The sequence below is a fragment of the Sphaerobacter thermophilus DSM 20745 genome (genome assembly GCF_000024985.1).
GTDB lineage: Bacteria > Chloroflexota > Chloroflexia > Thermomicrobiales > Thermomicrobiaceae > Sphaerobacter > Sphaerobacter thermophilus.
This window is the reverse complement of sequence record NC_013523.1, coordinates 2,657,976-2,682,789: the sequence shown is the minus strand read 5'-3', so window position 1 is coordinate 2,682,789 and position 24,814 is coordinate 2,657,976. Positions and strand designations below refer to the sequence as shown.

At 69.1% G+C, this 24,814-nt stretch carries 21 protein-coding genes; 8 read left to right on the top strand and 13 right to left on the bottom strand.

Annotation, left to right across the window (positions count from 1 at the left end; all coding sequences use genetic code 11):
- Window positions 1-35: 35 nt before the first annotated feature.
- Window positions 36-2,402: an ATP-binding protein gene (locus STHE_RS18105; protein WP_012872868.1), complete on the bottom strand. Its 2,367-nt coding sequence runs from the start codon at window positions 2,400-2,402 to the stop codon at window positions 36-38.
- Window positions 2,403-2,760: 358 nt separating this feature from the next.
- Here STHE_RS18105 and STHE_RS18100 point away from each other — a divergent pair, with 358 nt between their 5' ends.
- Genes STHE_RS18100 through STHE_RS12075 form a run of 3 tightly spaced genes read left to right on the top strand, consistent with a single transcriptional unit; the run spans window position 2,761 to window position 4,597 of the window.
- Entirely contained in the window at window positions 2,761-3,408 is a 648-nt protein-coding gene (locus tag STHE_RS18100) for a hypothetical protein (protein ID WP_012872867.1), read from the top strand.
- Window positions 3,408-3,797, top strand: a complete 390-nt coding sequence (locus STHE_RS12080) for a phage holin family protein (protein ID WP_012872866.1) — start codon at window positions 3,408-3,410, stop codon at window positions 3,795-3,797. The genes STHE_RS18100 and STHE_RS12080 overlap by 1 nt, the downstream gene beginning before the upstream one ends.
- Window positions 3,794-4,597, top strand: a complete 804-nt coding sequence (locus STHE_RS12075) for a DUF3618 domain-containing protein (protein ID WP_012872865.1) — start codon at window positions 3,794-3,796, stop codon at window positions 4,595-4,597. Before STHE_RS12080 ends, STHE_RS12075 begins: the two co-directional genes overlap by 4 nt.
- 120 nt (window positions 4,598-4,717) lie before the next feature.
- Here the strand turns inward: STHE_RS12075 and mnmA are convergent, their stop codons facing one another.
- Together mnmA and STHE_RS12065 are read right to left on the bottom strand one after the other, a co-directional pair.
- Entirely contained in the window at window positions 4,718-5,779 is a 1,062-nt protein-coding gene (gene mnmA, locus STHE_RS12070; protein WP_012872864.1) for a tRNA 2-thiouridine(34) synthase MnmA, read from the bottom strand.
- Between the two features lie 174 nt (window positions 5,780-5,953).
- Entirely contained in the window at window positions 5,954-7,024 is a 1,071-nt protein-coding gene (locus STHE_RS12065) for a molybdopterin-binding domain-containing protein (RefSeq protein WP_012872863.1), read from the bottom strand.
- A gap of 262 nt (window positions 7,025-7,286) precedes the next feature.
- Here STHE_RS12065 and STHE_RS18095 point away from each other — a divergent pair, with 262 nt between their 5' ends.
- Window positions 7,287-7,925, top strand: a complete 639-nt coding sequence (locus tag STHE_RS18095; protein ID WP_012872862.1) for a hypothetical protein — start codon at window positions 7,287-7,289, stop codon at window positions 7,923-7,925.
- A gap of 437 nt (window positions 7,926-8,362) precedes the next feature.
- Here the strand turns inward: STHE_RS18095 and STHE_RS12055 are convergent, their stop codons facing one another.
- Both STHE_RS12055 and STHE_RS12050 read right to left on the bottom strand, forming a co-directional pair.
- Window positions 8,363-8,641 (bottom strand): helix-turn-helix domain-containing protein, encoded by a 279-nt coding sequence (locus STHE_RS12055; RefSeq protein WP_041399093.1) that lies wholly within the window; start codon window positions 8,639-8,641, stop codon window positions 8,363-8,365.
- A gap of 383 nt (window positions 8,642-9,024) precedes the next feature.
- Window positions 9,025-9,351, bottom strand: a complete 327-nt coding sequence (locus tag STHE_RS12050) for a nuclear transport factor 2 family protein (RefSeq protein ID WP_012872861.1) — start codon at window positions 9,349-9,351, stop codon at window positions 9,025-9,027.
- A gap of 221 nt (window positions 9,352-9,572) precedes the next feature.
- Here STHE_RS12050 and STHE_RS12045 point away from each other — a divergent pair, with 221 nt between their 5' ends.
- On the top strand, window positions 9,573-10,355 hold the full coding sequence (locus STHE_RS12045; RefSeq protein ID WP_012872860.1) for a LolA family protein: 783 nt from the start codon (window positions 9,573-9,575) through the stop codon (window positions 10,353-10,355).
- Between the two features lie 173 nt (window positions 10,356-10,528).
- On the opposite strand, the gene STHE_RS12040 is transcribed toward STHE_RS12045, so the two are convergent.
- The 3 genes from STHE_RS12040 to STHE_RS12030 all read right to left on the bottom strand — a co-directional run bounded on the left by STHE_RS12040 (window position 10,529) and on the right by STHE_RS12030 (window position 16,941).
- A complete protein-coding gene (locus tag STHE_RS12040) occupies window positions 10,529-14,875 on the bottom strand; it encodes a GAF domain-containing protein (RefSeq protein WP_012872859.1) in 4,347 nt (1,448 codons plus the stop codon).
- Between the two features lie 270 nt (window positions 14,876-15,145).
- Entirely contained in the window at window positions 15,146-15,991 is an 846-nt protein-coding gene (locus STHE_RS12035; RefSeq protein ID WP_012872858.1) for an ECF transporter S component, read from the bottom strand.
- Entirely contained in the window at window positions 15,988-16,941 is a 954-nt protein-coding gene (locus STHE_RS12030) for a cobalamin-binding protein (RefSeq protein WP_012872857.1), read from the bottom strand. Before STHE_RS12030 ends, STHE_RS12035 begins: the two co-directional genes overlap by 4 nt.
- Window positions 16,942-17,280: 339 nt before the next feature.
- On the opposite strand from STHE_RS12030, the gene STHE_RS12025 reads away from it, so the two are divergent.
- A complete protein-coding gene (locus tag STHE_RS12025) occupies window positions 17,281-17,940 on the top strand; it encodes an HAD family hydrolase (protein WP_012872856.1) in 660 nt (219 codons plus the stop codon).
- Window positions 17,941-17,956: 16 nt separating this feature from the next.
- On the opposite strand, the gene STHE_RS12020 is transcribed toward STHE_RS12025, so the two are convergent.
- Together STHE_RS12020 and STHE_RS12015 are read right to left on the bottom strand one after the other, a co-directional pair.
- Window positions 17,957-18,460 carry a nitroreductase family deazaflavin-dependent oxidoreductase gene (locus tag STHE_RS12020; RefSeq protein WP_012872855.1) on the bottom strand — a complete coding sequence of 168 codons (504 nt, stop codon included), beginning with the start codon at window positions 18,458-18,460 and terminating at the stop codon, window positions 17,957-17,959.
- 51 nt (window positions 18,461-18,511) lie between these two features.
- Window positions 18,512-20,086 (bottom strand): ArnT family glycosyltransferase, encoded by a 1,575-nt coding sequence (locus tag STHE_RS12015; RefSeq protein ID WP_012872854.1) that lies wholly within the window; start codon window positions 20,084-20,086, stop codon window positions 18,512-18,514.
- A gap of 167 nt (window positions 20,087-20,253) precedes the next feature.
- Between STHE_RS12015 and STHE_RS12010 the strand changes: the two genes are divergently transcribed.
- On the top strand, window positions 20,254-20,955 hold the full coding sequence (locus tag STHE_RS12010) for a PIG-L deacetylase family protein (RefSeq protein WP_012872853.1): 702 nt from the start codon (window positions 20,254-20,256) through the stop codon (window positions 20,953-20,955).
- 91 nt (window positions 20,956-21,046) lie between these two features.
- Window positions 21,047-22,228 carry a radical SAM family heme chaperone HemW gene (gene hemW, locus STHE_RS12005; RefSeq protein WP_012872852.1) on the top strand — a complete coding sequence of 394 codons (1,182 nt, stop codon included), beginning with the start codon at window positions 21,047-21,049 and terminating at the stop codon, window positions 22,226-22,228.
- Between the two features lie 11 nt (window positions 22,229-22,239).
- Here the strand turns inward: hemW and STHE_RS12000 are convergent, their stop codons facing one another.
- From STHE_RS12000 to STHE_RS11990, 3 genes are all read right to left on the bottom strand, one after another.
- Window positions 22,240-22,854 (bottom strand): hypothetical protein, encoded by a 615-nt coding sequence (locus STHE_RS12000; RefSeq protein WP_012872851.1) that lies wholly within the window; start codon window positions 22,852-22,854, stop codon window positions 22,240-22,242.
- Between the two features lie 58 nt (window positions 22,855-22,912).
- Entirely contained in the window at window positions 22,913-24,133 is a 1,221-nt protein-coding gene (locus STHE_RS18090) for an XRE family transcriptional regulator (protein WP_012872850.1), read from the bottom strand.
- A 142-nt stretch (window positions 24,134-24,275) separates the two neighbouring features.
- Entirely contained in the window at window positions 24,276-24,794 is a 519-nt protein-coding gene (locus tag STHE_RS11990) for a pyridoxamine 5'-phosphate oxidase family protein (RefSeq protein ID WP_012872849.1), read from the bottom strand.
- Window positions 24,795-24,814 lie beyond the last annotated feature (20 nt).

Sequence of the window (24,814 nt, the reverse complement as noted above, 5' to 3'; positions counted from 1 at the left end):
CGGTAGGTGCGGGGCGTGCTCGTGGACACGCGAGGTCAGTCGTCATCGCCGGGGGTGTGCGACGCGGGGCGGACGGGCAGCTCGACGATGAAGGTGGAGCCGCAGCCCTGGCCCTCACTCTCGGCCCAGATGAGCCCGCCGTGGCGCTCCACGATGGCACGGCTGATGTAGAGCCCGAGGCCGATGCCGCTGATGTTGCGCACGGTGGTGTTACCGGCAGCACGGGCGAACGGCTCGAACAGCCCGGCGATCTCCGGTGGGTCGAGCCCGACTCCCGGGTCGCTGACCTCGATGCGGATCCAGCCCGACTCCGCCCCCGGGCCCACCTGCACGCTGATCGTGCCCCCGGTCGGGGAGTACTTGATCGCGTTCGACAGCAGGTTGGTCAACACCTGATCGATCCTGTGGGGGTCGACGACGGTCGCGGGCAGGTCCGGCGCCGCGATGAGGCGCAGCTCATACCGATCGTCCTCGTCGATCTGCCGCCGGAAGCGATCGACAACCGCCTCGACCAGCGCGATCAGGTCGACCGTCTCGAAGTGGTACTCCAGGCGACCGGTCCGCACGCGGCTCACGTCGAGCAGATCGTCCACGAGGCGCGTGAGCCGATCGATCTGGCTCAGGATCGTCTGAAGATCCCGTTCGGCCCGCTCCGGCGCCAGGGTGCCGCGCCGCTGCAGGGTGCGGAGCATGCCCTGGGTGAAGAGCTTGACGCTGGTCACCGGTGTCTTCAGCTCGTGGGCGGCGATTGAGAGAAACTCTTCGCGCTGCCGCTCGAGCTGCCGGGTCCGGGTCATGTCGTTGGCGACGGCGACGGCGCCGACAATGGTGCCGCGGTCGTCCACGATCGGGGAGTAGGCGAAGCGGAGGTGGATATCCTCGCCGGTGTCCGCCCGCCGCACGATCTGCTCCCAGTCCGCGCTCGTCTCCCCGCGGAGCCCGCGTGCCAGGGGCATCTCCTCAGTCGGGATCGGCCGGCCGTCCGGGTAGCGTGCCTGGCTGAACTCGGCATACTTTGCGAGCGGCTGGAGTGCCTGCTCGGTGGTGATACCGAAGAGCCGGGCACCGGCCTCGTTGACGAGCACCACTCGCCCCGTGCCGTCGCAGACGTAGACCCCCTCCACCATCGATTCGATGATCGTGCTGAGCGCGGTCGCCTGCTGGGCCGCGCTCTTGGCGAGTTCCTCGATCCGCCGCTGGTAGCGCACCCGCTCGGTCGTGTCCGTCACCAGTCCGATCACCGCCTCGACCCGGCCGAGACGGTCGCGCAGCGGGACGTACCAGGAATCGAGGTGGATGGTCCCTCGCTCCAGTCCCTCGTAGACGACATCCCGCACCTCGACCGTCTCACCGGTGGTGAAGACCTTGGCGAGCGCGGCGCCGAAGCCCACCTCGTCGAGATTCGGAATGATCGTTCGGAGGGGCAACCCCACAAGGTCCTTCTCTGAGCGGTAGGGTTCGTCCAGGAAGCCGCGGTAGTGCTTGTTCACCGTCAGCACGCGCAGGTCGGGCGGCGGACCCACCACGATGACCCCGGCGGGCACATACTGCAGCACCTGCTCCAGGAAGACGCGGTGCCGCTCGGTCGATTCGAGCAGGAGGATCTTCTCGACCGCCAGCGCCACATGGCTGGCTACGCGCTCGATGACCGCCAGCACACGGTCCGAGAAGGCGGCCGGCGTGCGGGAACTGAGGTTGATCGTCCCAAGGATCCCGTGCTCCCCACGGAGCGGATAGATCGCGTAGCTACGGATGCCGAGACTCCGGAGGAGGGCATCCTCCTGAAAGGCCGCAGAGAAGGTGTCGTCGACAACGACCGGGACGCCGTTCGTGGCGACTCGCTGGACGGCTTCCGCCACCTCTCCGGTCGAGAAGATGGTCGAAAACGGCGTCGGCCGCAGCGCCAGAACGCGCAGCCGTCCGTCCTCGTCCTCCGGCGACGGGACCGCCAACGAGATGTTGTCGCAGCCGATCAGCGGCTGCAGGAATCCGAACGTGTGCTCGAGAAGCGTGTCGATGTCGCGACCGGAGGCGATGGCGTGGGCGATGGCATCCAACTGCAAGGCGTCGAGGCCGGTGTTGTCTCGCACCGGCTCGCGGCGCAGCACGACGGTCATCCCGACGGTTGCCCCGCCTGTGTCGCGTACCGGTGACGCCGACAGCCGGATATCCGGGCCGAGGCCCGGCAACGGAATGCCGAAGACCGTTTCTCCCCGTGCGACCCGCTGGCAGAGATCGGCGGGGCCGCCGAGCTGGACGACGTTCTCAAGCGTCTCCGGGCCACCGAGGAGGTGCTGTGCTGCCTGGTTCCGGTATTGGATGACGCCGGCCGGGTCGGCGACGAGGACCGCCTCATCGAACTGGTCGAGCGCCGCGCGCAAAAGGAGCAACTGATGCGTCATAGTCACGCTGGCTCGTCTTCCCTAGCTCTCCAGGTGGGTTTGGTCCCCCCGGTAAGTATACTACGGCCCGGGATCCTCCCGGCCGCTCCCCTGTTTAGCAGATCGTGTGCCCGATGAGTCAGGCTGGCAGGGTTCACCATCGCCGCATCCGGAACGAGACCGGCTGATAATACGACAATCACCGGTCCGCCGCTCTCTGTCGTGGGCCGCGCCGCGCCCCGCCCCGTGACCCCTGGGCACACTCTGGCACCATCCATGCATTGCCTCATCATAACTATTCGTGTGACCCGATTCTAATGCAAGGATGCAGACGGGCGGATGCCGGGTCGCCAGCGGACCGGAACCGGGAGGTGCGGGAATGCACGAGTCCTACCCCGAGCGGAAGATGGACGATCTGACCGACAGCGATGAGCTGCGCGCGGCATCGGAGCCGACCGGCTACGGTGCGCCCGAGCCCGGCGGGAGTCCGGGCGGGGAAACCACCGAGAAGGTTCAGGATCAGGCGGGACAAGCCGTCAGCAAGGCTCAGGAGCAGGCCGGTCAGGCGGTCAGCAAGATCCAGCATCAGGCCGCGGAGCGGGCGGCTGGGCAAAAGGACCGGCTGGCGGAGGGGCTGGGGAGCGCGGCGGATGCCCTGACGCAGATGAGCCGTCAGCTGCACGATAGCCACCAGGACACCATCGCCAACGTCGCCGACATGGCCGCGGATCGCGTGCGGCAGATGTCGGACTACCTCCGCCGGCACGAGGTCGGGGACCTGATGGACGACGTGGAGGACTTCGCCCGCCGCCAGCCGGCTCTGGTGCTGGGCGGGGCGTTCGCGCTCGGCGTGCTGACGGCCCGCTTCCTCAAGAGTTCCAGCCCGTCCTCGGGTCGAACCTCCCGACGCGGCATGGGCGGCCGGACCGGCTACGGCGACTCGATGGTCCAGGAGAGCCCGAGCTATCGCCCGTCTTCGGAGCCGGGCTATCGTGCCGGGCAGACGCGGAGTACAGGAGTTGACTGATGGAGCAGAGCAGAGGCGAGCGCTCGCTCGGCGAGCTGTTCTCTGACCTGTCGCGGCAGACCAGCGTGCTGGTGCGCCAGGAAGTGGCGCTGGCCAAGACCGAGATGAGCCAGACGGCGCGCGAGGTCGGCAAGAACGTCGCAATCCTTGCGGTTGGCGGCGCGGTGGTCTACGCCGGGGCATTGGCCATCCTGGCGGCGATCATCATCCTGCTGGCCGAGCTCATGCCCTGGTGGTTGTCGGCACTCATCGTCGGCATCGTGGTGGCGGCAATCGGGTACTTCCTGATCGACCGCGGCCGGGACGCGCTCCAGCGCACCCCGCTCGCGCCGGAGCAGACGGTCGAGTCGCTCAAGGAGGACCGTGATTGGTTGAAGGAGCAGGCATGAGAGACCCGTTTGATCGCCCGGACGACGTCCAGCCCCCGGACGCAGAGCAGACACCCGAGGAGATCCGCGACGACATCGAAGACACACGGGCCGACATGAGCGAGACGATCGATGCCATCCAGGAACGCCTCAGCCCGGATCATCTGATGGGCCAGGCGAAGGAGTCGGTCCGAGAGGCCACGATCGGGAGGGCCGAGCAGATGGCGAGCGACATGGGCGTCACGGCCCGTCAGACCGGCGGCGGCATCATCGAGACGATCAAGCAGAACCCGATCCCCGCGGCGCTGGCGGCAGTCGGCATCGGCATGCTCTGGCGGAACCGGCAGAGCGCTTCCCAGCAGTCATCGGGAACGCGCCACGTCCGCTACGATCAGTACGGGCGCCCGGTTCCCCGCACCTACGAGGACTACGAGCGCGCCGAGTCGCGCGGTGGCGCCGGTCAGGCCGTGAGCCAGGCGCAGGAGCGAGCCGGAGAGATGGCCTCCCAGGTGCAGGAGCGCACCGGGGAGTGGACCGGCGAGGTGCAGCACCAGATGCGCGGCGCGCGGAGCCAGCTCGACCGGCTCATCGAGGAGAACCCGCTGGCCGTCACGGTTGCCGCTCTGGGCCTGGGCGCCGCGGTGGGGCTCGCCATCCCCGGGACCCAGCGAGAGCGGGAGATGATGGGCCCGGCACGCGACACGGTCATGGAGAAGGCGCAGGACGCCGCGCAGCAGACGATGGGCAAGGCTCAGCAGGTCGCAGAATCGGCCCAACAGGCGGCCAAGGAAGCAGCCCAGGAGCAGGGTCTGACGCAGTAGGAGTTCTGCGTCATACGTCATCCGTACTGCGCATTGCGTACTGCGTATCCCTCCCCTCTCCCCTGGTGGGCTCCGTCCGAGAGGAGCCGGGGGTGAGGGGGACGGGTGACGCATGACGCATCAGGCACCACGCTCCACGCTCGCGGCGGTGCCGCCACCGAGCACACGCGGCCCGTCGTAGAGCACGACCGCCTGCCCGGGCGCCAGCGGTGGCCCGGGATCGAGGAACTCGACCCGCTCGCCGTCGCAGGTAACCTCGAAGCGCGGCCCCTGATAGCGGATCCTGGCCTGCGCCCGCTTCGGCGGCTCGCCGTGCCAGATCGGGTCGCGCAGGGTCACGCTGCGTGTCAGCAGACGCGCGCGGGGCGCGACCGCGACCGTGCGTGTAGCCGGGTCGATTGAGGCGACGTAGCGGCGCTCGGGGACCGTCTTGTCCCACTGGAGGCCGCTGCGCTGGCCGATCGTGACGTAGGCGATGCCCGGGTGCCGCCCGACCACCCGGCCGTGCTCGTCCAGCAGCGGTCCGGGCTTCCCCGTCTCCGGTCGAGCGGCCGCGACCAGGTTCCCCACCCCGCCGGCCGTCTTCGCGAAGCAGAGGTCGACCGAGGCGGCCTTGTCCGCCACCGGCAGCCCGGCGGCGCGGGCCCGCTGGCGCACGGTCTCCTTGTCGAGCTCCCCCAGCGGGAACTCCAGCCGCTCCAGATCCTCCGAGGTGAGCCGGTAGAGGGCGTACGACTGGTCACGACGCCCGTCGCGCGACTCCGCCAGGTACCAGCGGTCGCCGACGCGCACCTTGCGCACGTAGTGGCCCGTGGCCACGGCGGGGATGCCCAGGCTGTCCGCCAGGCGCAGCAGGGCGGGGATGCGCACCCGGTGGTTGCAGGCGATGCAGGGGTTGGGTGTCTCGGCGCGGGCATAGGACTCGACCGTCATGCCCGCCACCTCGCGGCTGAACTCCTCCCGCAGGTCGCGGACGTAGAAGGGAATACCGAGCCAGTTGGCGACGAGGCGCGCGTCGAACGCGGCCTGATCGCCACAGCAGACCCCCTCGGCAATCGACTCGGGATCGGAATCGAACAGGCGCAGGTGAATCCCGATCGGCTCCCAGCCGAGGGACTGGAGCGTCAGCGCGGCGACGGCGCTATCGACGCCCCCCGAGAGTGCAACGAGGATGCGAGCCATGGAAAGTGCGGACCTCCAGTACGTAGGCGGCGATGGATCACGGGGCGGCGGGCCGCGACGCCGCCACCTTGAGCGTACCACGTAGGGAGGTCGCACCCCAGGGTATGGCCCTCACCCCTGGCCGCACCCGCGCGCGGGTACCCGCCCAACTTTGGGAGTGGGGAGCCACAGCCTCTACGAGTGCGCCGCGGTCGGGGCGTCTTCCCGGGCTTCCTGTTCTGACGTGCGGTCCCAGTCGTCCGGCCGGCGGGCGACCTGGGTTGTGACCAGCAGGCCGCCGTAGCCGATCTCGGCCATCAGCCGCCGGTCGATCGGTTCCTTTGCCAGGGCGTAGGGGAGCAGCAGGTCCAGCACCGAGGTGCGGCCGTATAGCTCACACGAGGCAAGGCCGAAGAACGGTACGTCTCCCGCGTAGGCGACCCAGAACATCGTGCCGGGATCGACCGGCGCACCGCGCCGCACCAGGCGCGCGCCGGCGCCCCGCAGCGCGGTGATGAAGGGGTCGGTGGGGTCGAGCACGATCGACCCGGCGACCAGGATCACCTCAGCCCCGGCGGCGAGCAGCTCCCGGTAGGCCGCGGTGATTCCCGCAGGCTCATCCGCATCCAGGTGGCGCACCTCGATCAGCCGGGCGCCGAAGCGCTCCAGCGTGGCCGCCATCTGGCGCTCGGCGACGCGCAGGTTCGCTGGGCGGATCCGGGTCCCGGCGAGCATCGCGACCCGCTCGGCGACGAACGGCGCCACGCGGGCAAGCGGCCCGCGCCGGGTGCGCGCCAGTGCCCGCTGGATCGCCCGCTCGGGCGTGTAGAGAGCCGGTGCCTTCACGATGCCGACCGTCTCCCCGGCAGTCACGACGCGGCCGTCGAGCGCGGTCGCCACCAGCGCGGCGCCGGTCCGGTTCACCCGCTCGATCGCGCGGGCATCGACCCGCAGCAGCCCGAAGCCCGCCGCGTGGAGGTTCACCTGTCCCTGGTGTGGCCCCTCCAGGTCGATCCCCGGCCCGACCAGGCCCTTGGCCAGCGCCAGCGATGCGTCGGGCTGGGCCACGTCGTCCGGCGCCGGGACGACGACCTCGAAGGTCACACCGTCGACTCCCGCTGGCAGACGGTCGATCGCCTCTACCAGCGGCGTCCCGCGGCGGATCGTCACCGATGGCCGGACCGACGACAGCGTGAGGTCGCGGCAGAGAACCGCACCGGAGAGGGCCGCCGGGTCATCCCCGACTCGGAATGTTCGTCGCTGCATCGTGGTCTCCTCCCATCCGCGCTGTGGTGGCGAGTCGAGCGCCGCGGCTTGATCCTGCCCAGCCTGCGTCGTCGCTCCTCATGACTTCTATGCCTAAGGATAGTCCACGCCGCACCCTTCCGGTGCGCGTTCCACCAAATCGGGTGCGAGTACGCCGTCAGATGAAACAAGGACTCTTCCGGCGACGTTTGCCTTAGTGGAGTACCTCTCTCGATGCGCTCGCCCTGCGGGGCGGACGCCGCACACCACGGAAGGGATCCCCATGTTCAATCTCCCCACCGAGACACGCCGCGCGTACCGGCGCTTCGCAGGCGTTCTCATCCTCGCGAGCGTCGCCTTCCTCTTGGTCGCCTGCAGCAACAGCAGTGCGGCCGCACCCTCGGCCCCGGCCGACCCGTCGCCTCCAGCCGCCACTGCCTCCGGCGAGGGATCGGCCACGGAGGAGATCGCCGAGCCAAACCCGGGAGCGGGCGATGAGTACCGCGATGACCGCAGCACGGCCGAGGCAGTGATCGAGTCGTACTACAACGCGATCAACCGCCAGGAGTACGTCCGGGCCTACTCCTACTGGGAGCCGGAAGCTGCCGAATCCGAGCTCCCGCCGTTCGAGGAGTTCCAGGAGGGATACGCGCAGACCGTCTCGGTGGACCTGACGATCGGCACCGTGACGTCCGACGCCGGGGCCGGTCAGCTCTACTACGCCGTCCCGGTAGCACTCGGAGCTGAGCAGACCGACGGCACGACGCAGACCTTCGTCGGCTGCTACCAGCTTCACCTCGCCAACCCGGCGGCGCAGGGCGAGCCGCCCTTCCGCCCGATGGGCATCCGGTCAGCCAGCATCGACCAGGTTCCCAACGACGCCGACGTCCCCTCCCTGCTGGAGACCGCCTGCCAGGAGTAGCGGCGGGCGTGCCGGGTGCGCCGCGGCGATCAGGCTCCAGCCCGCTGTTCATCGGGGCCATGTGCGTGGTTCGTGCCCGGGGGTAAACCCCCGGGCGCACAACCAAAGCCGGCTGAGAAGAGCTCCACCACTCAGGCGGCGGCCGGCGCACCAGGGTAAGCTCGTCGGCATACAGCACGCGCACCCGGTCGGGGGCCGCGCGGGCCCGGGCCACCGCCTGGTCGATCGCAGCCAGCTTCGGTTGCTCGTCGGGATCGGGGCTGTGCAGGGAAAAGCGCCCACGGGTGCGGCGCCCCCCAAGTCGGGTCAGCGCCTGACGGATGCCGGACAGACGGTAGGTGCGCAGCCAGGGCACCACCGCCCGCAGGTCGGCCAGCCGCCAGCGAGGGCGGGGCAGGCCACATCCTTCAGGCGCCTGGCGCACGATCTCGCACCGCTCAGCGCCCTGCTGCGGGGGAACAACCCCGGTGCCCGCGGGGGCGGTGCACCAGGCCAGACAGGCCATGCTGCTCAAATGTGGTGAGCCAGCGCTCGACCGTCTCCGGTTTGCGCGGCTTGTGCAGGCCATGGCGGGCCACGGCATGGGGGCTCTGACCGGCGGCAATCGTGCGCAGGGCGGCAGTGGCCTCACGCAGATAGGGGCGGGGATCGCGATCCCGCGTTCGCTCGAGTTCGGCGCGTTCGTCGACGGTCAGGCTGAGGGTGCGGCGTGGCATGGGATGGCTCCAATCGGTCCGCAGGGCCAGTGGGCATCGCCCCAGCCTACCACTGCCCGAATAAGTTGTGAAACTCCGTTAGCGGGCTTCCCTTGTGAGCCCGGGGGTAATGGAGTTTCACAACTTAGTCGGACAACCTCTCCGAGGAACGCTGCCACGTGCGACGGGACACGGCAACCGCTGCGCTGAGCGCTCCGCACGCGCCGATGTGCCCCGGCGAGCATGATCCGCATTAGTTGTGAAACATCATAACCCCCGGGCGCGCGCCACGGTGTGGGAACCGTCGCACCACTCGCCCCGGACACACTCCACAACGCGGGGGGCCTCATACCACGTCAGTATTCAGGGCATGCCAGGCCCGGGGAGGTGCCGCCCGTGCGCCTTCAATCCCGCAGGTGGTTGATCGTCAGGCGGCGGATGCGGTCGCCGTCGACGTCGAAGATCCACTCGATCTGAGCGGGTGCGAACCGCGGTGTTTGCACGACACCGTGTAGGACGACCCGGTGGGTCCCCATTGTCCGTTCGGCAATCTGGGCGGTCGTGGCCGGCGGCGCAGCCTCGATGAAGGCGGCAATGGCGTCCCAGCCGCGATAGACGCGCCCGACCGGGGCGATGATCTCGCCGTCCTGGGCGAAGAGCGCGGCCGCCCCGCTGCCGTCCCGGCCGTTCACGCGCGAGATGTACTCCCGTGCCAGATCGATCGCTGCCATGACCCTGCACTCCCATCCTGCACGGTGCGCTCGCCCCCCGGCACCCCGTCGCCAGCGGCATGCCAGCACCAGAGCGGTAGCCTATGGGCGACTATCGCGATGATGCGAAACGGTTTGACAGCACCGGTCACCGTCCTGTACTTTCCGTGATCATGTTCGTGGTTGGAGCCCGTACGGATCGGGCGTTTTCAGCAGGGATTCCTGCTGGAGAAGGGTGACGTATGTTGTGTTCCAGACGACATCGACCCCTGCGCTTCCTCGTCTTCGGACTCCTGGCCGGGAGTCTCGCACTCGCGGCCTGCGGCGGATCGGCTACTGACTCGGAAACCCCTGCACCGACTGCGTCCGACGCGCCGGCGACCGTAGCGGCGGCGAGTCCGACCGCTGAGCCCACGACCGCGGCCGAGACGCCTACGCCCGAAAGCACCCCCGAGGCAACAGAGAGCCCGACCGAGGCGCCTGCTACCGGCACGGCGGCTGCCGAGGTGCTCGCGCCGACCTTCGCGGCCTGGGAGCAGGTCGAGTCGCTGCGGATGAAGATGACGATGCCAGGCTCCGATGCCTCCGGGGAAACGCTCCAGATGGTGATGGAGATGGTCCGCCCCGATCGGATGCGCGTGAGCATGGAAACGGCCGAGGGCACCTTCGAGATGATCATCATCGGGGATGTGACCTACATGAACCTGGGCGGTACCTGGACGGAACTCCCTGGGCCGCAGGATCTCAGCACGTACGGGGCGCTGTCGCCGGACGAGCCGATCGACGAAGTCAGCGCGCCCGATGTCACCGTGGTCCAGAGCGGCACCGAGACGATCGACGGCGTCACCTGTACCGTCTGGGACCTGACCATTCCGGACGAGGAGGCAGGAACGATGACCGGGCGCATCTGGGTCGGAGCGGACGACAACCTGCCGCGGCGGATGGTCTTTGAGACGCCGGAGGGGCCGATGACGGTGGAGTACTCCGGCTACAACGAAGACATCACGATCGAGCCGCCGATCTAGGGACGGGTCCGGCGTGCTCGCCGTCACCGGCAAGGCCGCACGGTGGGCACCACATCGCGTTGACTAAAGTCGGGACATCGAATGGCAGCGCGCCGACGATCGGCGCGCTGTATCGTCACGGACGGCAGCCCCTGCGCGGTTCATCGGGCGAGCGCACGCCGGGCCACCTGAGACTAGGCGTCGTTCTCCCGGTGACTTTGGAGATCCGGCGGGGTCAAGGGGAGCCGAACGGTGAAGGTCGAGCCGACGCCTTCGGTGCTCTCGAGCGTGATGGTGCCGCCGTGCTGCTCCACGATCTGCCGGGAGATGAAAAGGCCGAGGCCGGTCCCGCCCATCTCCAGCCGCGCCCGCACCGTGCGACTGAAGGGCTGGAACAGTTGAGCCTGCTCGCTGGCGGAAATGCCGATCCCCTCGTCACTCACCGCCAGCTCCGCCTCGTCACCGTGCCGGCGCACGCTGAGCCGCACCTCGCCGCCGTCCGGCGAGTACTTGAGCGCGTTCGAGATGAGGTTAGTCAGCACCTGATCGAGCCGCACCGGATCCCACACGCCGTGGATCGGCTCCGGCGCGTCGAGCACCAGGCGGTGGGCAGGGGTCCGGTCGGGCGACTGCTCGAAGCGGGCCAGCACCGACCGGGCCAGCTCCGTCAGTTCGGTGGGCTGCGGGCGCAGCGCCAGCCGGCCCTGCTGGATGCGGGAGACATCGAGCAGGTCGTTGACGAGCGTTTCGAAGCGATCGGTCTGATCCCGCAGGTGCGTCGCCAGTTTGATCAGGTGCTCCCGGTCCAGCGTTGGCTGCTTCAGGAAGCGAAGGAGCAGTTGGCCGTAGCCCTTCACCGTGGTGAGCGGCGTCTTGAGCTCGTGCGAGGCAGTGGACAGGAACGCCTCGCGCACACGCACCGCGCTCTGGGCCTCCCGGTAGAGCTGCGCGTTCTCGATGGCCAATGCGGCCCGGTCGGCCAGGTCCTGGATCAGGGTCGAGTCGTCTGAGGTGAAGGGTTGGTCCGTCAGGTCGCGCCAGACGACCAGCGTGCCGAGGGTGTTGCCGCGCACGGAGAGGGGCACTGCCAGCAGGCGGCGGAGCGGGAAGCGATCGAGATACGCGAGATATTCCGGGTGGATCGTGTGGCGGAGCGACTCGGGATCCGCCACCTCCAGGATGACGGGCTGGCCGCTCTGCAGCGCATCCCGGTGCAGGTCTTCCAAGGCCGAGCGGTCATTTGAGGTGAACAGGTCGCGCGCCAGCGCTCGCGCCTCGGGGTCCGGGTGGTAGATCGCCCCCGGCCGCAGGCTTGGCTCCGACTCCTTATCACCGGGGATGAGCCGGATCAAGCAACCGTCGCTCACGAGTTCAGCGACCCGCTCGGCTACGGTCTCCAGGACAGCGTTCAGGTCGAGACTCGCCTCCGCGAAGGCGCGGGAGGCCGCGGCCAGCGCGGTCATGCGGGCGGCCTGCCGGCGACTCTTCTCCTCCGCCGCCTGGGTGGCGCGGAAGAGGAGCGCGTTGTCGACGGCGATGGCCGCTCTCTGAGCCAGATCCTCTGCCAGCGCGAGGTCGTCCGGGCCGTAGTGCCGCCGGGAATCCGAGCAGATAAAGGAGATCAGCCCGATGCGGTGCCCGCGCGCGATCAACGGCGCGACGATGATCGAGCGCGGAGCGACGAGTCGGATGATGGAGAGGTGTTCCTCGTTGCTGGCGATCGTGACCCAGTCCGCCTCCTCGAGCGCGGGGCGCAGCACCGCTTTGTCGCTCCCGAGCGCCTCCGCGATCGGATGGGGGTGGACGTGGTGTGGTGGACGGCGCGTGTACGCCTCGTGGAGTTGATCCCGGCGCTCAGGGTCGGTATGCGCGATCGCCACGTGCCGGAGCCCGTCTCGCTTATCGAAGATGCGGACGATGCACCAGTCGGCGAAGTCGGGTACCGCCATCTCGGCGATCGTGCGCATGGTCTGCTGGTAGTCGAGCGACGAGTTGAGGACTGAACTGGCCTGCGCCAGGAAGATCTGGCGTCGGTGCGCGGCCTCCTCAGCCGCCCGCGCATCCTGCTCGGCCTGGTAGAGGCGGGCGCGGTCGAGCGCGTGGGCGCTCTGGCGAGCCAGCGCCAGCAGGAATGCACGGTCTTCCTCATCGAAGGGCTGTGGCGTGGTGAAGGCCAGTGCCATTGCCCCGAGCACGCGGCCGTCGACGGTGAGCGGCAGGACGGCGAGGGCCGCGTCCTCCGCGCAGTGCGGATCGGCGATGCACGCCGGGTAGCGATCCGCGATCGCCTCGCGCGACTCGAGGAAGATCGGCGTGCCCGTTCGGGTGACGTCGGCCAGGGGAGCCAGGACCTCACGCGGGAAGCGGCGCCCGTACTCACCCCACTCCTCGGGGCAGCCGACCGCGGCCAGGACCTCCAGCACATCATCATCGTCGGTCACCTGGACGATGATCCCGCGACGGATGCCGAGTACGGCGAACTCCTGGCTGATAGTGACCGCGGCGATCTCGCGCGGTGTCAGCGCGGCACCGAGCGCCGCGGTTAGCGCCTGGAGCTGGGCGATGCGGGTGGCGGTCTGCTCCGCCGCCCGCCGTGCCTGCTGCTCGGCGGCATAGAGGCGGGCGTGATCGACGGCGAGTCCGATGCGACGGGCCACCTCCCGAGCCAGGGTCAGATCGTCGGGCAGGTAACGCCGACCCGACTCGGCCATGGCCAGCATGATCGCGCCGACGATGCGCCCACGCGCCTGGAGCGGCGCCACGATCATCGAGCAGAAGCCCGCCTCCTGCAGAGCACGAAGGTGCTCCGGGTTCCGGCTGACCGCTTCCAGCAGCGTATCCGTGATCTCCGGGTAGAACTCCGGCTGGCCGGTCTGGATCACGCGGGCAATCCCGTGCGGGGCATCGGGAGCAAACGGGTGGCGCCGCTCGATCTCCAGTGCCCACCGGACCTTTTCCGGATCCTGGTGGGCGATCACCTGCCGCTCGACGTGACCATCGTCATCGACGAGGAGGATGGCGCACCAGTCGGCCAGCTTCGGCACGGTAAGCTCGGCAATGCGCTGCAGGGTCGTGTCGACGTCGAGCGAGGAGGTCAGCACGTCCCGCACTTCGGCCAGGTACCGCTCGCGCTCTTCCGCACGGCGCCGCTCGGTGATATCGACGAAGGAGACGACGCCGGCCACGATCCGCCCATCCCGGTCCCGGATGGGCGCCGCGTCGACGCGGATGCTGCCTCGCGATCCGTCCCCGCGTATGATGTCGAGTTCCTCGCCAGAGACGGTCGTGCCGTCGGTGATGGCGCGTGCGAGCGGCCACTCCTCCGGCCGGTAGGCCGTGCCGTCCGGATGGAGCGCCCGGTAGCCGATCGTCTCCCACTCCTGCATGCTGTCGGCAGGCCGGAGCGGCAGGCGCCAGATGCGCTCCGCCTCCGCATTGGCAAGGATGAGCTGCCCGGATGGGGCGTCGGCGAGGATGACGCCGGCCGGCATCTGCTGCAGCACCGTCTCCAGGCGCGCCCGCTCAGCCTCCAACTGGGCCAGCAGCCGCTCCCCCTCCTGCTCGGCGCGCTTGGTTTCGGTGATCTCGGCGGCAGCAACGCCCACGCCGCTCACCTGGCCGTCCGGACCGGGGACAGGGAAGTAGCTGACGAGCCAGGTACGGGGATCCTTCTCCCCTGCAGAAAGCGTCCCCGTGAGCTCCGTATTGGCCAGCAGCTCCCCCGTCTCCAACACGTGCCGGATCCGGGGTTCGATCTCGGGCGCCAGGTGCGGGAAGAGGTCGCGGACGGTCTTGCCCAAATGTGCCTCCGGAGGGAGGCCGTTCATGGCGGCGATGGCATCGTTCACCCGGACGTAGCGGAGGTCGCGGTCGAGAAGGGCCAGGCCCACCGGCGCGCTGGCGAAGAGGGTGTCGAACAGGGCAAGAGATGCGGCCTGCTGCTCGACGGCCCGCGCCAGTTCCCTGTGCAGCAGGGCATTGTCGACGGCAATGGCGACGCGCTGGGCAAGTTCCTCGGCCAGCGCGATGTCCGACGGGCCGTACTCACGGCCCGGCTCGGTCAGGATAAAGGAGATCACCCCGAGTGTCCGGTCGCGGGCGATAAGCGGGACGACGATGCTGGAGCGGAAGCCCAACCTCAGCACGATGTCCAGGTGCTCGGGGTCCTGGAGAACGGCGCGGTGCATCGCCTCCGTGATAGTGGGGTAGAAGGCGGTGCGCAGGGTGCGGAGGACGTACACCGGGCCATGCGGGGCATCGGGCCGGCCGCCGAAGCGCTCCGTCATGCGTACGGCGAGCGCCTGCTTCTGCGGGTCGGCGTGCGCGATGGCCACGCGTTGGAGAAAACCCTGGTCGTCGAGCAGATAGACGGCGCAGCAGTCACCGAGGGCCGGGACGGCGAGCCGTGCGACGGCGGCGAGGGTTTCCCGGTAATCGAGTGTGCGCGCCAGGGCAATCCCGGCCTCGGCGAGGAAGCGCAGTGGCTCATCACGTGCATCGCGAGCCGGCTGCTCATTCCCCGCGACCGGACGCTCCAGCACAATCCTCTCCCCTCGGTAAATGGGCGCATCCGTAGTCCGGCCAAAAGCCGGACAGGCTCCCCCCTGAGCTCGTTCGCGCCCGCGCGATTGCCGCACATTCTATGCCAGACCGGGTGGGTTACGCACCACCAGTCTCGCATCCTGCGTCATGCGTGATGCGTCACCCGTCCCCCTCACCCCCGACCCCGCTCGGGCGGAGCCCACCAGGGGAGAGGGGAGCCGCACGGAACACGAAACACGGAACACGCAACAGGCCCTACGGGTGACGCATCACCCCTCCGCCGGGAGTTCCTCCCACGGCTGCCAGGTGAAGCGCTCGTGGAAGCGATCGAGCAGTGCCAGGATCGGACGGGCCAGCAGCAGCACCAGCACCACGTTGGCCGCGGCACGGAAGAGGTCGTGGACGAGCGAGGTCACGAGGTAGAAGCGAGCGTAGGTCCGCAGCGTTTCGGCAGCGCTCATCCCCGGCACCCAGTACAACCCGGCCGGCTGCTCCAGCCCGGGCGCGGCAAAGGGCCAGAAGTAGAGGTTCATCACCGCACCGAAGAGGAACCCCCAGACGGCGCCGAACACGGCCAGCACCACCACATCGCGCCGTCCCCCTCGACGCGGCAACCAGCCGGCGCTCATCCCGACCCAGCCCGCAGCCAGCATCTGGAAGGGGAGCCACGGGCCCAGCCCGCCGGTGATGAAGGCCGAGACGAGCAGGGTGAGTGCGCCCATCAGGAAGCCGAAGTCGGCCCCGTAGGCAAACCCCACCAGGATGATGAGCAGAAAGATCGGCGAGGCACCGAGCAGGCTCGGAATCAGGCGCAGTGCGGCGTTCACGGCCACCAGGACGCCGAGGAAGGCTACCATCTTCGACGTCGCTGCGCCGCGCGCGGTGGCACCCGCCTGGACCTCTAGCAGGATGGTTCCCAGGCAGACCACGGACAGCACGGCGAAGAGGAGCGCCACCTCGGTGCCACGGCCGGTCAGTCGCTCCGGGCGACCCAACGCCGGAAGGAAGAAGGGATAGGTGAAGGTGAGGAGGCCCACCAGGCTAGCCGCCCAGATGACGGGTGAGCCACGCCGCCGCACCACTACTTCGGGCATCAGGTCGGCCTGCTCGGTCACCGGACCGGCTCCGCAGCCCCCAGCCGGATCTGCTGCACGGTGCCCGGCGGCCCACCCCGGGCGAACCGCTCCGGGTGGAGAATCCCGGCCAGGATCTCAATCCCGCCGACGATCCGCGGGCCCGGCCGGTTGAAGTAGCCGGAGCCGTCCACCGCGTAGACCTGCCCGTCGTGCACAGCCGGGATGTCGTCGAGGAAGGACGGCAGCACGCCGGCCGTGCGCGACACACGCTCCGCCTCGGCGATCGTCCCTTGCAGGTCGTAGCCGCAGGGCATCAGCACCAGCACCTCCGGCTCGGCGTCGCGGATCTGCTCCCAGGTCACCGCGAACGACGGTTGTCCTGCCCGGCCGAGCACGTCCTGCCCGCCGGCCAGCGCCACCATCTCCGGCACCCAGTGGCCGCCGACCATCGGCGGGTCGAGCCACTCCAGGCACACCACACGGCGCGGCGCCTGACCCGAATCAACCCGTCCGCCGATGTACGCGATCCGGCTCCGCAACGCCGCGACCACCGCTTTGGCCGTCACCGTGCGCCGGGTGAGGCTGCCGACGGTGAGGATCGAGTCCAGCACCTCCTCGACCGTGCGCGGCTCGATCGAGACGACGCGGGGCGGGTTGGGCAGCCGCTGAGCAATGGCCTGCACGTCCTCGTAGGAGACGGCGCAGACAGCGCACAGCTCCTGGGTCAGGATCAGGTCCGGCTCCAGCCGCTCCAGCAGTTCCACATCCAGCTCATAGATCGACTCCCCACGCAGCACCCGCTCGCGGATAAGCCGGTCGATCTCGGCCCCGTCGTCAATGTCAGGCGGCAGAACGTTGCGGGTGATCTGCGGCCGCTTCTGTGCCGCCGGGGGATAGTCGCACTCGTGGGTGACGGCGACGAGCTGGTCGCCCAGGCCGAGCGCGAAGCAGATCTCCGTAGTGCTTGGCAAGAGTGAGACGATCCGCATCCAGCCGTCCTTCCCGATCCACCGCCGAGCCTACCCCCATCATAGCGCAGCGGGGGAAGGGGCTACGGTGCTCGGGCGAGCATGACGCAACGGCGCGACACACCAGGAGCGCGGGCGTCGGACAGAGCTCCCCTCTCCCAAAGTTGGGAGAGGGGGCGGGGAGTGAGGGCCACTCCCGCGGGGACGGGCGAAGATGTCCGGTTCTACTGCCACAGGGGTTCCCGCACACACGCTGCCCATGTATCAATCATCACCCCGCCTCGCGGCGCGGGATGTGCGCGGCGGGCCGAGCAGTCGCGCGGCGCGGCTACGTAGCAGAGGCAGGGATGGGAGCGAGCTGTGAGCCAGGGTGTCAGAGGCGTGGTGTTCGACCTTGATGGGCTGCTCGTCGAGTCCGAGGAGTACTGGGAGCAGGCCCGCCGGGAGTTCGTCTCCCGCTATGGCGGGACATGGGGTGACGACGCACAGCAGGCAGTGATGGGCGCCAATACCCGCCAGTGGTCGCGGTACATCCGCGAGGCATTCGACATCCCGCTCACCGAGGAGGAGATCGCGGCCGCGGTCATCGCTCGGATGCAGGAGCTCTACCACGACCACCTGCCGCTGCTGCCCGGCGCGATCCCGGCGGTGCGGGCTCTGGCCGATCGCTACCCGCTGGCGGTCGCCTCCTCATCGCCGCCCGTGCTCATCCGCTTCGTCCTGGCGGAGATGGGCGTGGCCGAGTGCTTCCAGTCGGTCACCTCGTCGGACGAAGTCGCGCATGGGAAACCCGCGCCCGATGTCTACCACCTCGCGTGCGAGCGCCTGGGCGTCGCGCCCGAACAGGCGGTGGCCTTCGAGGACTCGACCGCCGGGATCGCCGCGGCGCTCGCCGCCGGGCTGCGTGTCATCGCCGTCCCGAACCGGAGCTACCCGCCGGACCCGGACGTGCTGCGCCGGGCCGACCTCACCCTCCCCTCGCTGGAGGAGTTCGACCCGGCCGTGCTGGAGCAGTGGTAGCCGACGGCGGCCGCCCTCAGTGTTCCGACCGGCCATCCTCCGCGACGTCCTGTGGGCGGAAGGCGACGAACAGGACGGTGTCGAGGGCCTGCTGCCGCGCGGCCGGGCCGCGTGTGTCCAAGCCGAGCACCCAGGGGAAGATGCGAGCCTCTACTGGGTGCTCCCGCTCCCAGCGGGTGTAGACTGCCTCCGCCTCGTCGCGAGACAGCACCCGGTGGGCCGGCACGTAGCGGAGCCGCCCGGTCCGCACCTCCGCCGCCTGCCCGGCCTGCACGTTGCGGAACCAGTCGGCACGCCGCCCCCAAGCCGAGACGACGATGCTCTCCCGCGTCGCCGGGTCGAACTGGAGGACTTCCAGCACCGTCCGGTAGGTCCTCCCGCTCGTCCGCCCGCGATGGGTCAGCAGCAGGAAGCGGTGGCCGAGGAGCCAGCCGAGGTCACGCTCGTACAGCAGGGCCGGGAGGCGTAACAGGCGCTTCACGAGACCGCGTGGCCTGGTGCGGACGAGCCGGGATGACATGGCACGCCTCCACGGGGCGGAGAACCGCTGGGCGGTAGGGCACGGCGCAGCTCAGTTGAAGTGCTTCGCCTGCGGCCAGATCTGATCCATCGGCTGACGCAGCCCACGGGCGACCAGGATCGGCACATTGGCCTCCTCCGGCATGCATACCTCGCAGGTCACCGTCGCCGCCTGCGTCACGTCGTCGAAGATCGCGTCCAGTTCAGCGGGCGTGTAGCCGACCGAGATGACGACCTCGCCCGTGCAGTCGCCCGGCCCCCACAGGTAGTAGGTATTGTGCCCGCTGATCGCGCGCGGCAGCCCGTGCGCCGGACCGAAGAAGTCAATGGCCCCGGCCTCGCCGTAGTTCGCGGTGAAGATGCAGGCGCGGGCGCGCTCCTCGACCGGCAGCCCCTGGTAGACTCCCGCGACCGTCTCCACCATCACCTCCCAGCCGAACCGGTCGCCGAGCCACTGGGGCAGGGCCCCGCCCTCATGCACCTGCTCCTGCGCCGTCGCGCCGGTCACGAAGCCGTAATAGCGGACCCAGGTATCCGGTGCGAGGATCGGCAGGGCGATCGGAGCCGTCAGCACCCCGCTCAGGAGCAGCAGGGCCGGGTAGGCGACGCGGATACTGCGCACACCCCCGCGCCGCGTCGCCTGCTCGATGGCCACCGCGCCCCCGGCGAGAAGCATCGGGTAGGCCGGTGCCAGGAAGTACGGCTTGGCGCCGGTGAGGGCAAACAGCACGAGGAGGATGAGGAAGGCCAGCCCGAGCGCGCGCTCGGGGCGGCCCTGCGGAGCGCGCAGGAAGAAGGCGAGTCCGGCAAGCCACAGCGGCAGCGTCACGGGATTCACGGAAAGGACCTGCTCCAGCAGGAAGCCGACCGGCGAGCTCTCGGTCAGCTTGCCGCCGTAGTTGCCCCAGAACTCAATCGTGGGCCAGCCGTTGACCGCGTTCCAAATGATGTAGGGGAGGGCGAAAGCGAATGCCACCAGCCCACCCAGCCAGAGCCAGCGCGTGAAGAGGAGCCGGCGAGCAGGTGTGAGCAGCAGCCCGACGACGACCGCGAAGCCGAAGGCTGCGATGGTGACCTTGGTCGCCAACCCGATACCGGCCACCAGCCCGAACAGGAGCCATAGCCGCGGCCGCTCCTCCTTGATCAACCGCACCAGGACGTAGGCCGCCAGCGCCCACCAGAGCTGATCGAGCGAGTCCATCGAAAAGAGCGAGCCCATGGCGAGCATGACCGTGGCGACCAGCGCGCCCAGCGCCGCCAGCCCCTGCGCGAAGGCCCCGCCGCCCAGCGCCCGCGCGATCAACCCGGTTACCACCACCAGCGCGGTCCCGGCCAGCGCCGGCACGACATGGAGCGCCACCAGCGACTCACCCACCGTCACCCGGACCAGCGCCGCGAGCAGGGCGATGAGCGGCGGGAATTCAACGTACCCGAAGGCAAGGTGCCGCCCCGCAGCGATGTAGTAGAGCTCGTCCCGGAAGTAGCCGTAGTTCCCCGCCACGGCCAGGTGTGCGGCCAGCTTCACCGCGGCCAGCAGGGCCAGGATCGCGTTCGCGCCCAGCAGCACCCGCCGGCCCGTGTCCACCGGCTCGGTTGTGACCACGTCTGCGCCTGGTCGTGCCCCCATGCCAGTTTCCTCTCCTCGACCCGGCGGCGTATTGTCGCAGAATGTACGCCGCCGCGCAGCCGTGGTCAGAGCAGGTGCGTTCCCGCGTTCACCTCTGGCTCGCGGTGCCGGGCCGCAGTAGAGTGAGAGCCGGGATGCCGCGAAGCACGAGTGGGAGGGGGAGACGAATGGCCGATCTACCTGACGCCACCCGGGTCTTGATCGTCGGGGCGCACCCGGACGACCCCGACTTCTTCTGCGGCGGGACGGTCGCGCGCTGGACCGCGGCCGGCGCAACCGTCAGCTACGTCGTCGTCACCTCCGGCGACAAGGGCATGCCCGACCCCAGCCTCGATCCGGTGGCCTTCAGCCGCATGCGCGAGGCCGAGCAAGAGGCGTCCGCTCGCACGCTCGGGGTGACCAACGTTACCTTCCTGCGCCTGACCGACGGCGAGGTGTTCGACACCCTGGAGCTGCGCGCCCTCCTGACCGCCGAGATCCGGCGCTTCCGCCCCGACCTGATCGTGACCCACGACCCGCTGACGCGCCGCTACCGCCAGCACCCGGACCACCGCGCCGTCGGCGCGGCGACGCTCGCCGCCGCCTTCCCCGCCTGCCGGCTGGCGACCTTCTTCCCGGAGCAGGTCGCGGCGGGGCTGTCGCCGCACGTCGTCGGCCGCGCGCTCCTCTTCGGCAGCGACCAGCCCGACACCTTCGTCGACATCGCCCCGGTCTTCGACCGGAAGGTCGCGGCCCTGGAGCAGCACGCCAGCCAGGCGTCCGCCTTCCCCGGCGGCCTCCACACCCGGGTACGCCAGTGGGCCGAAGACGCGGGCCGCCCCGCCGGCCTGGCGCTCGCCGAGGCATTCCTGTCAGTCGATCTGGAGTAGCCGGGGCGCCGTATACTTCCTCTGATACGAAGTATGGCGTCGCGGACGGCTTGCGCCGGCCCGAGGCCCGACGAAGGAGAGCATCGCTACCGTGACCGCGCCGCTGCCGGCCGACGCCCCGCTCGGGGTCTACATCCACATCCCCTTCTGCACCCGCATTTGTCCCTACTGCGACTTCAACACCTACGCCCGGCAGGAACACCTGATCCCGGAATACGTGGAGGCGCTGATCGGGGAGATGGATCTGACCCTGGCGGCGATCGGCCCCCGCCCGGCGCAGTCGATCTTCTTCGGCGGCGGCACGCCGTCGCTCCTCCCGCCGGAGCTCGTCGCGCGGCTGATCGACGCGGTACGGGAGCGCTTCCCCCTGCCCGACGACGCCGAGGTGTCGCTCGAAGCCAATCCCGAGACGATCGACGCCGCGACGCTCGACGGCTTCCTCCAGGCCGGTGTGAACCGAATCAGCCTCGGGGTGCAGACGCAGCAGGCGCGCGGGCTGAAGGTGCTCGGCCGCGCCCACAAGCCCGACGTGCCGGAGCGGGCGCTGGCCGCGGCCCGAGCGGCCGGGGTGGACAACTTCAGCGTGGATTTCATCTTCGGCTGGCCCAACCAGACGATGGCCGAATGGGAGGACGACCTGGACAGCATCCTCCGCTGGCAGCCGGACCACCTGTCGCTGTACTCGCTGATCGTCGAGCCGGGCACGCCCTACGAGCGGGCCGTCCAGCGCGGCATCCTGACCGTGCCCGACGAGGACACGACCGCTGACATGTACGAGCGCGCGCTCGACCGGCTCGCCGCGGCCGGCTGGCACCACTACGAGATCTCCAACTGGGCGCGCACCCCGGAGCACCGCTCACGGCACAACCTGCTCTACTGGCGCAACGGGCACTACCTCGGCCTCGGCGCCGGGGCACACGCCCACCTCGACAACGTCCGCTCCAGCAACATCCGCCTGCCGGCCAAGTACATCGCCGCCGTGCGCGAGGGCCGGTTGCCCATCGACGAGCGCGAGGAGTTGGACGAGACCACGGCCATGGCCGAGACGATGATGCTCGGCCTGCGGCTGCCCGAGGAGGGCGTCTCCGCCGCGGCCTTCGCCGCCCGCCACGGCCGGGAGCTGGAGGAGATCTACGGCCGGGAACTCACCGACCTGACCGATGCCGGCCTCCTTTACTGGGACGGCGCGCACGTCCGCCTCACCCGCCGCGGCCTCCTCCTCGCCAACGAAGTCGCCGCCCGCTTCCTCCCCGAGCCCGCGCGGGCGGGGTAGCGCCAGAACGATCAACGGCAGGTGGCCTGCTCCCCGTCGCAGCGTAGGGAGACGGATGTCCGAAGCCCAAGCTGGACCCTAAAGACGGTATTGTAGAGGTGCGCCGCATCAGCGCAGGGGATCAGTCCACGCTGGACCGCACGCACGAGCAGCGCGCAGGTCCGTACTACCTGACAATCGGGGTATAGCGCCCGAACCAGACCGACGATGCCGCCATCGTCTGTCCATAATTCCCAGCCCCGATTGATTGCGACGGCGGCGCACTCGGCCTCGCCAGGATGGATGCGCTTGTAGCGAAAGCCCGATGCCCGAGCGCGGGCAACATCTCGCGCCTGCCGCGACTGGAGGTAGTAGGCGAGCTTCAGTTCCTCGTCTAACAGATCGACTGGCTGCCACGAGTTAGACTGGATAAAGGCAGTGCGCAGCTGAATCCGCTGGTCATCGATCCCAGCAACACGGTTGGACTGTGCTTCGTAGATCCCCTTCGCAAACTCACTCGTGGGTGGATTGGAGAAGGGTGGACACTCCTCCGGTTCAAGGATAGTCGGTGTGATATTCAGGCCAGCACTGGCGAGATCGGAAAGGAGTTGCGCCTGCCCCGCGTCTACGAACATCGCCAGCACCATGTTGTCCACCACGCATGGCCGCTCGCCGGAAGCAGCGCTTGTCATCCTGCTCACACCGTCACGCCACTGAGGTAGCCGGCGCGGGAAGTTCGTCGAACTCCCGCTCCTCGTCCTTGTCTGCTGGTCGCGGCGCCGCCAGGAGTCGCTGCAGAATTGCTTCCTGTGAGACGCGGAGCAGCGATGCTGCCCCAGCGGGACTTAGTTCGTCGGACTCGACCATCTCCCTCACGCGCTCCAGCACCGACGGTGGGAAGCTCTCCAGCGTGACGGCGTTGGACGCTAAGACCGCGCGCTGGTAGGGGTCACGCTCCAATCCCAGACTCGCTGCCAGCGCGGCCGGGCTGAGTTGCCGGTATTCCTCGTACCGTTCCGAGGTCAGATAGCCTTCGTCCAGCAGCCGGTTCAGCATGGTCGCATAGCTCACGCCGAAGTACCGCTGCAGATGAATGACCAAACGCGGGTCGGTCACCGGACGATCCCCGGGCAGTCCTATGACGCGGAGCAGACCCTCCTCCGGCACGAGGAAGTGCGCGGCAAATCGGTCGGCAAATCGCTCCCGGGGATCCTTGCTGCCCGCGCGGCACAATACCGCTGCTACCTGGCTGTGAAACAACGCATGTGCGAATTCGTGTGCCAGGGTAAACGTCTGCCGGCCCGGTGTCGTGTTGGTATTGACAAGGACACAGAACCCAAGCCGTGGGTGATTGCAGAAAGCCCCGGAGATGCTGCCCGGCACATCGAGCGGGTCGAGAGCGACGCGATACACCAGAATCCCCTGCTGATCGAGGAACGTTTGGAGATCGGGGATCGCGTCAAGCCCGAGACCGTAGTACTTGCGGGCATCGACGGCCAGCGACGGTGCGCGCTGCACGTCGGTAATTGGCCGGGCGCGCTGCCATGCCTTGACAGGAGGCTGTCCCGGTCCAGGCAGCACATCGCCACATTCATCGAGCAAGTCGGCCCAGTCGTCGAGGAAGGCGATCCATTGACGCAGTCTGACCTGGGTCTGCGGCGCAAGGTCGCGCAGGTCGCGGAACAGGAGAGCCGGCTGCGGTCCGGCGGGCTCTTCATGAGCAGGATCCAGCAGATTGGTGACCGTCGTGCCGTAGATCTCCGCCAGTCGGGTCAGATGGCCCAGTCCCGGTGTGCGTCGATCGTTCTCCCAATAGGAGATCAGCGCGTGGGTGACACCCAGCGCGCTGGCTGCTTCCTCCTGGGTGAGACCTGCCCACTCGCGGGCGGCACGCAGTCGTGCGCCCAACCCCGCTGCTCGCTCCATCGTCCCTCTCCGCCGTCTCGGTGCGCCTGTTACAATGATCTCCCACAAGGTCAGCGTAATTGTAACAGAACACTGGTTCTGTGGGGGTATTGCTAGGTCTGGCAATACCCCCAATTCCAACCGTTAGGCGGACGACAAGCACTTACGACGCCCCGTTGAACTGCCAGCGGGTGACGCTCTTGGGGAACGCGGCGAGGGTCCAGCCGTAGGCGACACGCGGGCGCAGGACATAGAACCCCTCGGGGCTGTCGGGCGGCTCCTCGCCGTACTTCGTGCGGAGGGCGTCGCCCAGTCGGGCGAAGGTCGCCTCGTCCATCGCCGTCACCGGCCGGGCTTCACCCTCGAGCGCGACCACCTCATCGCCGCTCTCCAGGTGCACCGCGACGGCCGGGTTCGCCGCCAGGTTGCGCGCCGTGCGCGTCGTCGGCGCCGTGGAGAAGTAGACCGCGCCGTTCACCCAGGCGCCCCAGACCGGGACCGCATGCGGCTGCCCCGTCGGCGCGGCCGTGGTGACCCAGTAGTTGCGGGCCCGCTCCAGCCGTTCCACGGCGAACGTCCAGTCGAGCATCCCGTCCGCCTCGGCCGGGACACCGTACCCTTTCATCCATGGCCGACTGGCCCGCGGCTCGTCCTGCCGTGCGCTGGGTACCCGCTCGCTCATGCGCAATCCTCCCGGTCACT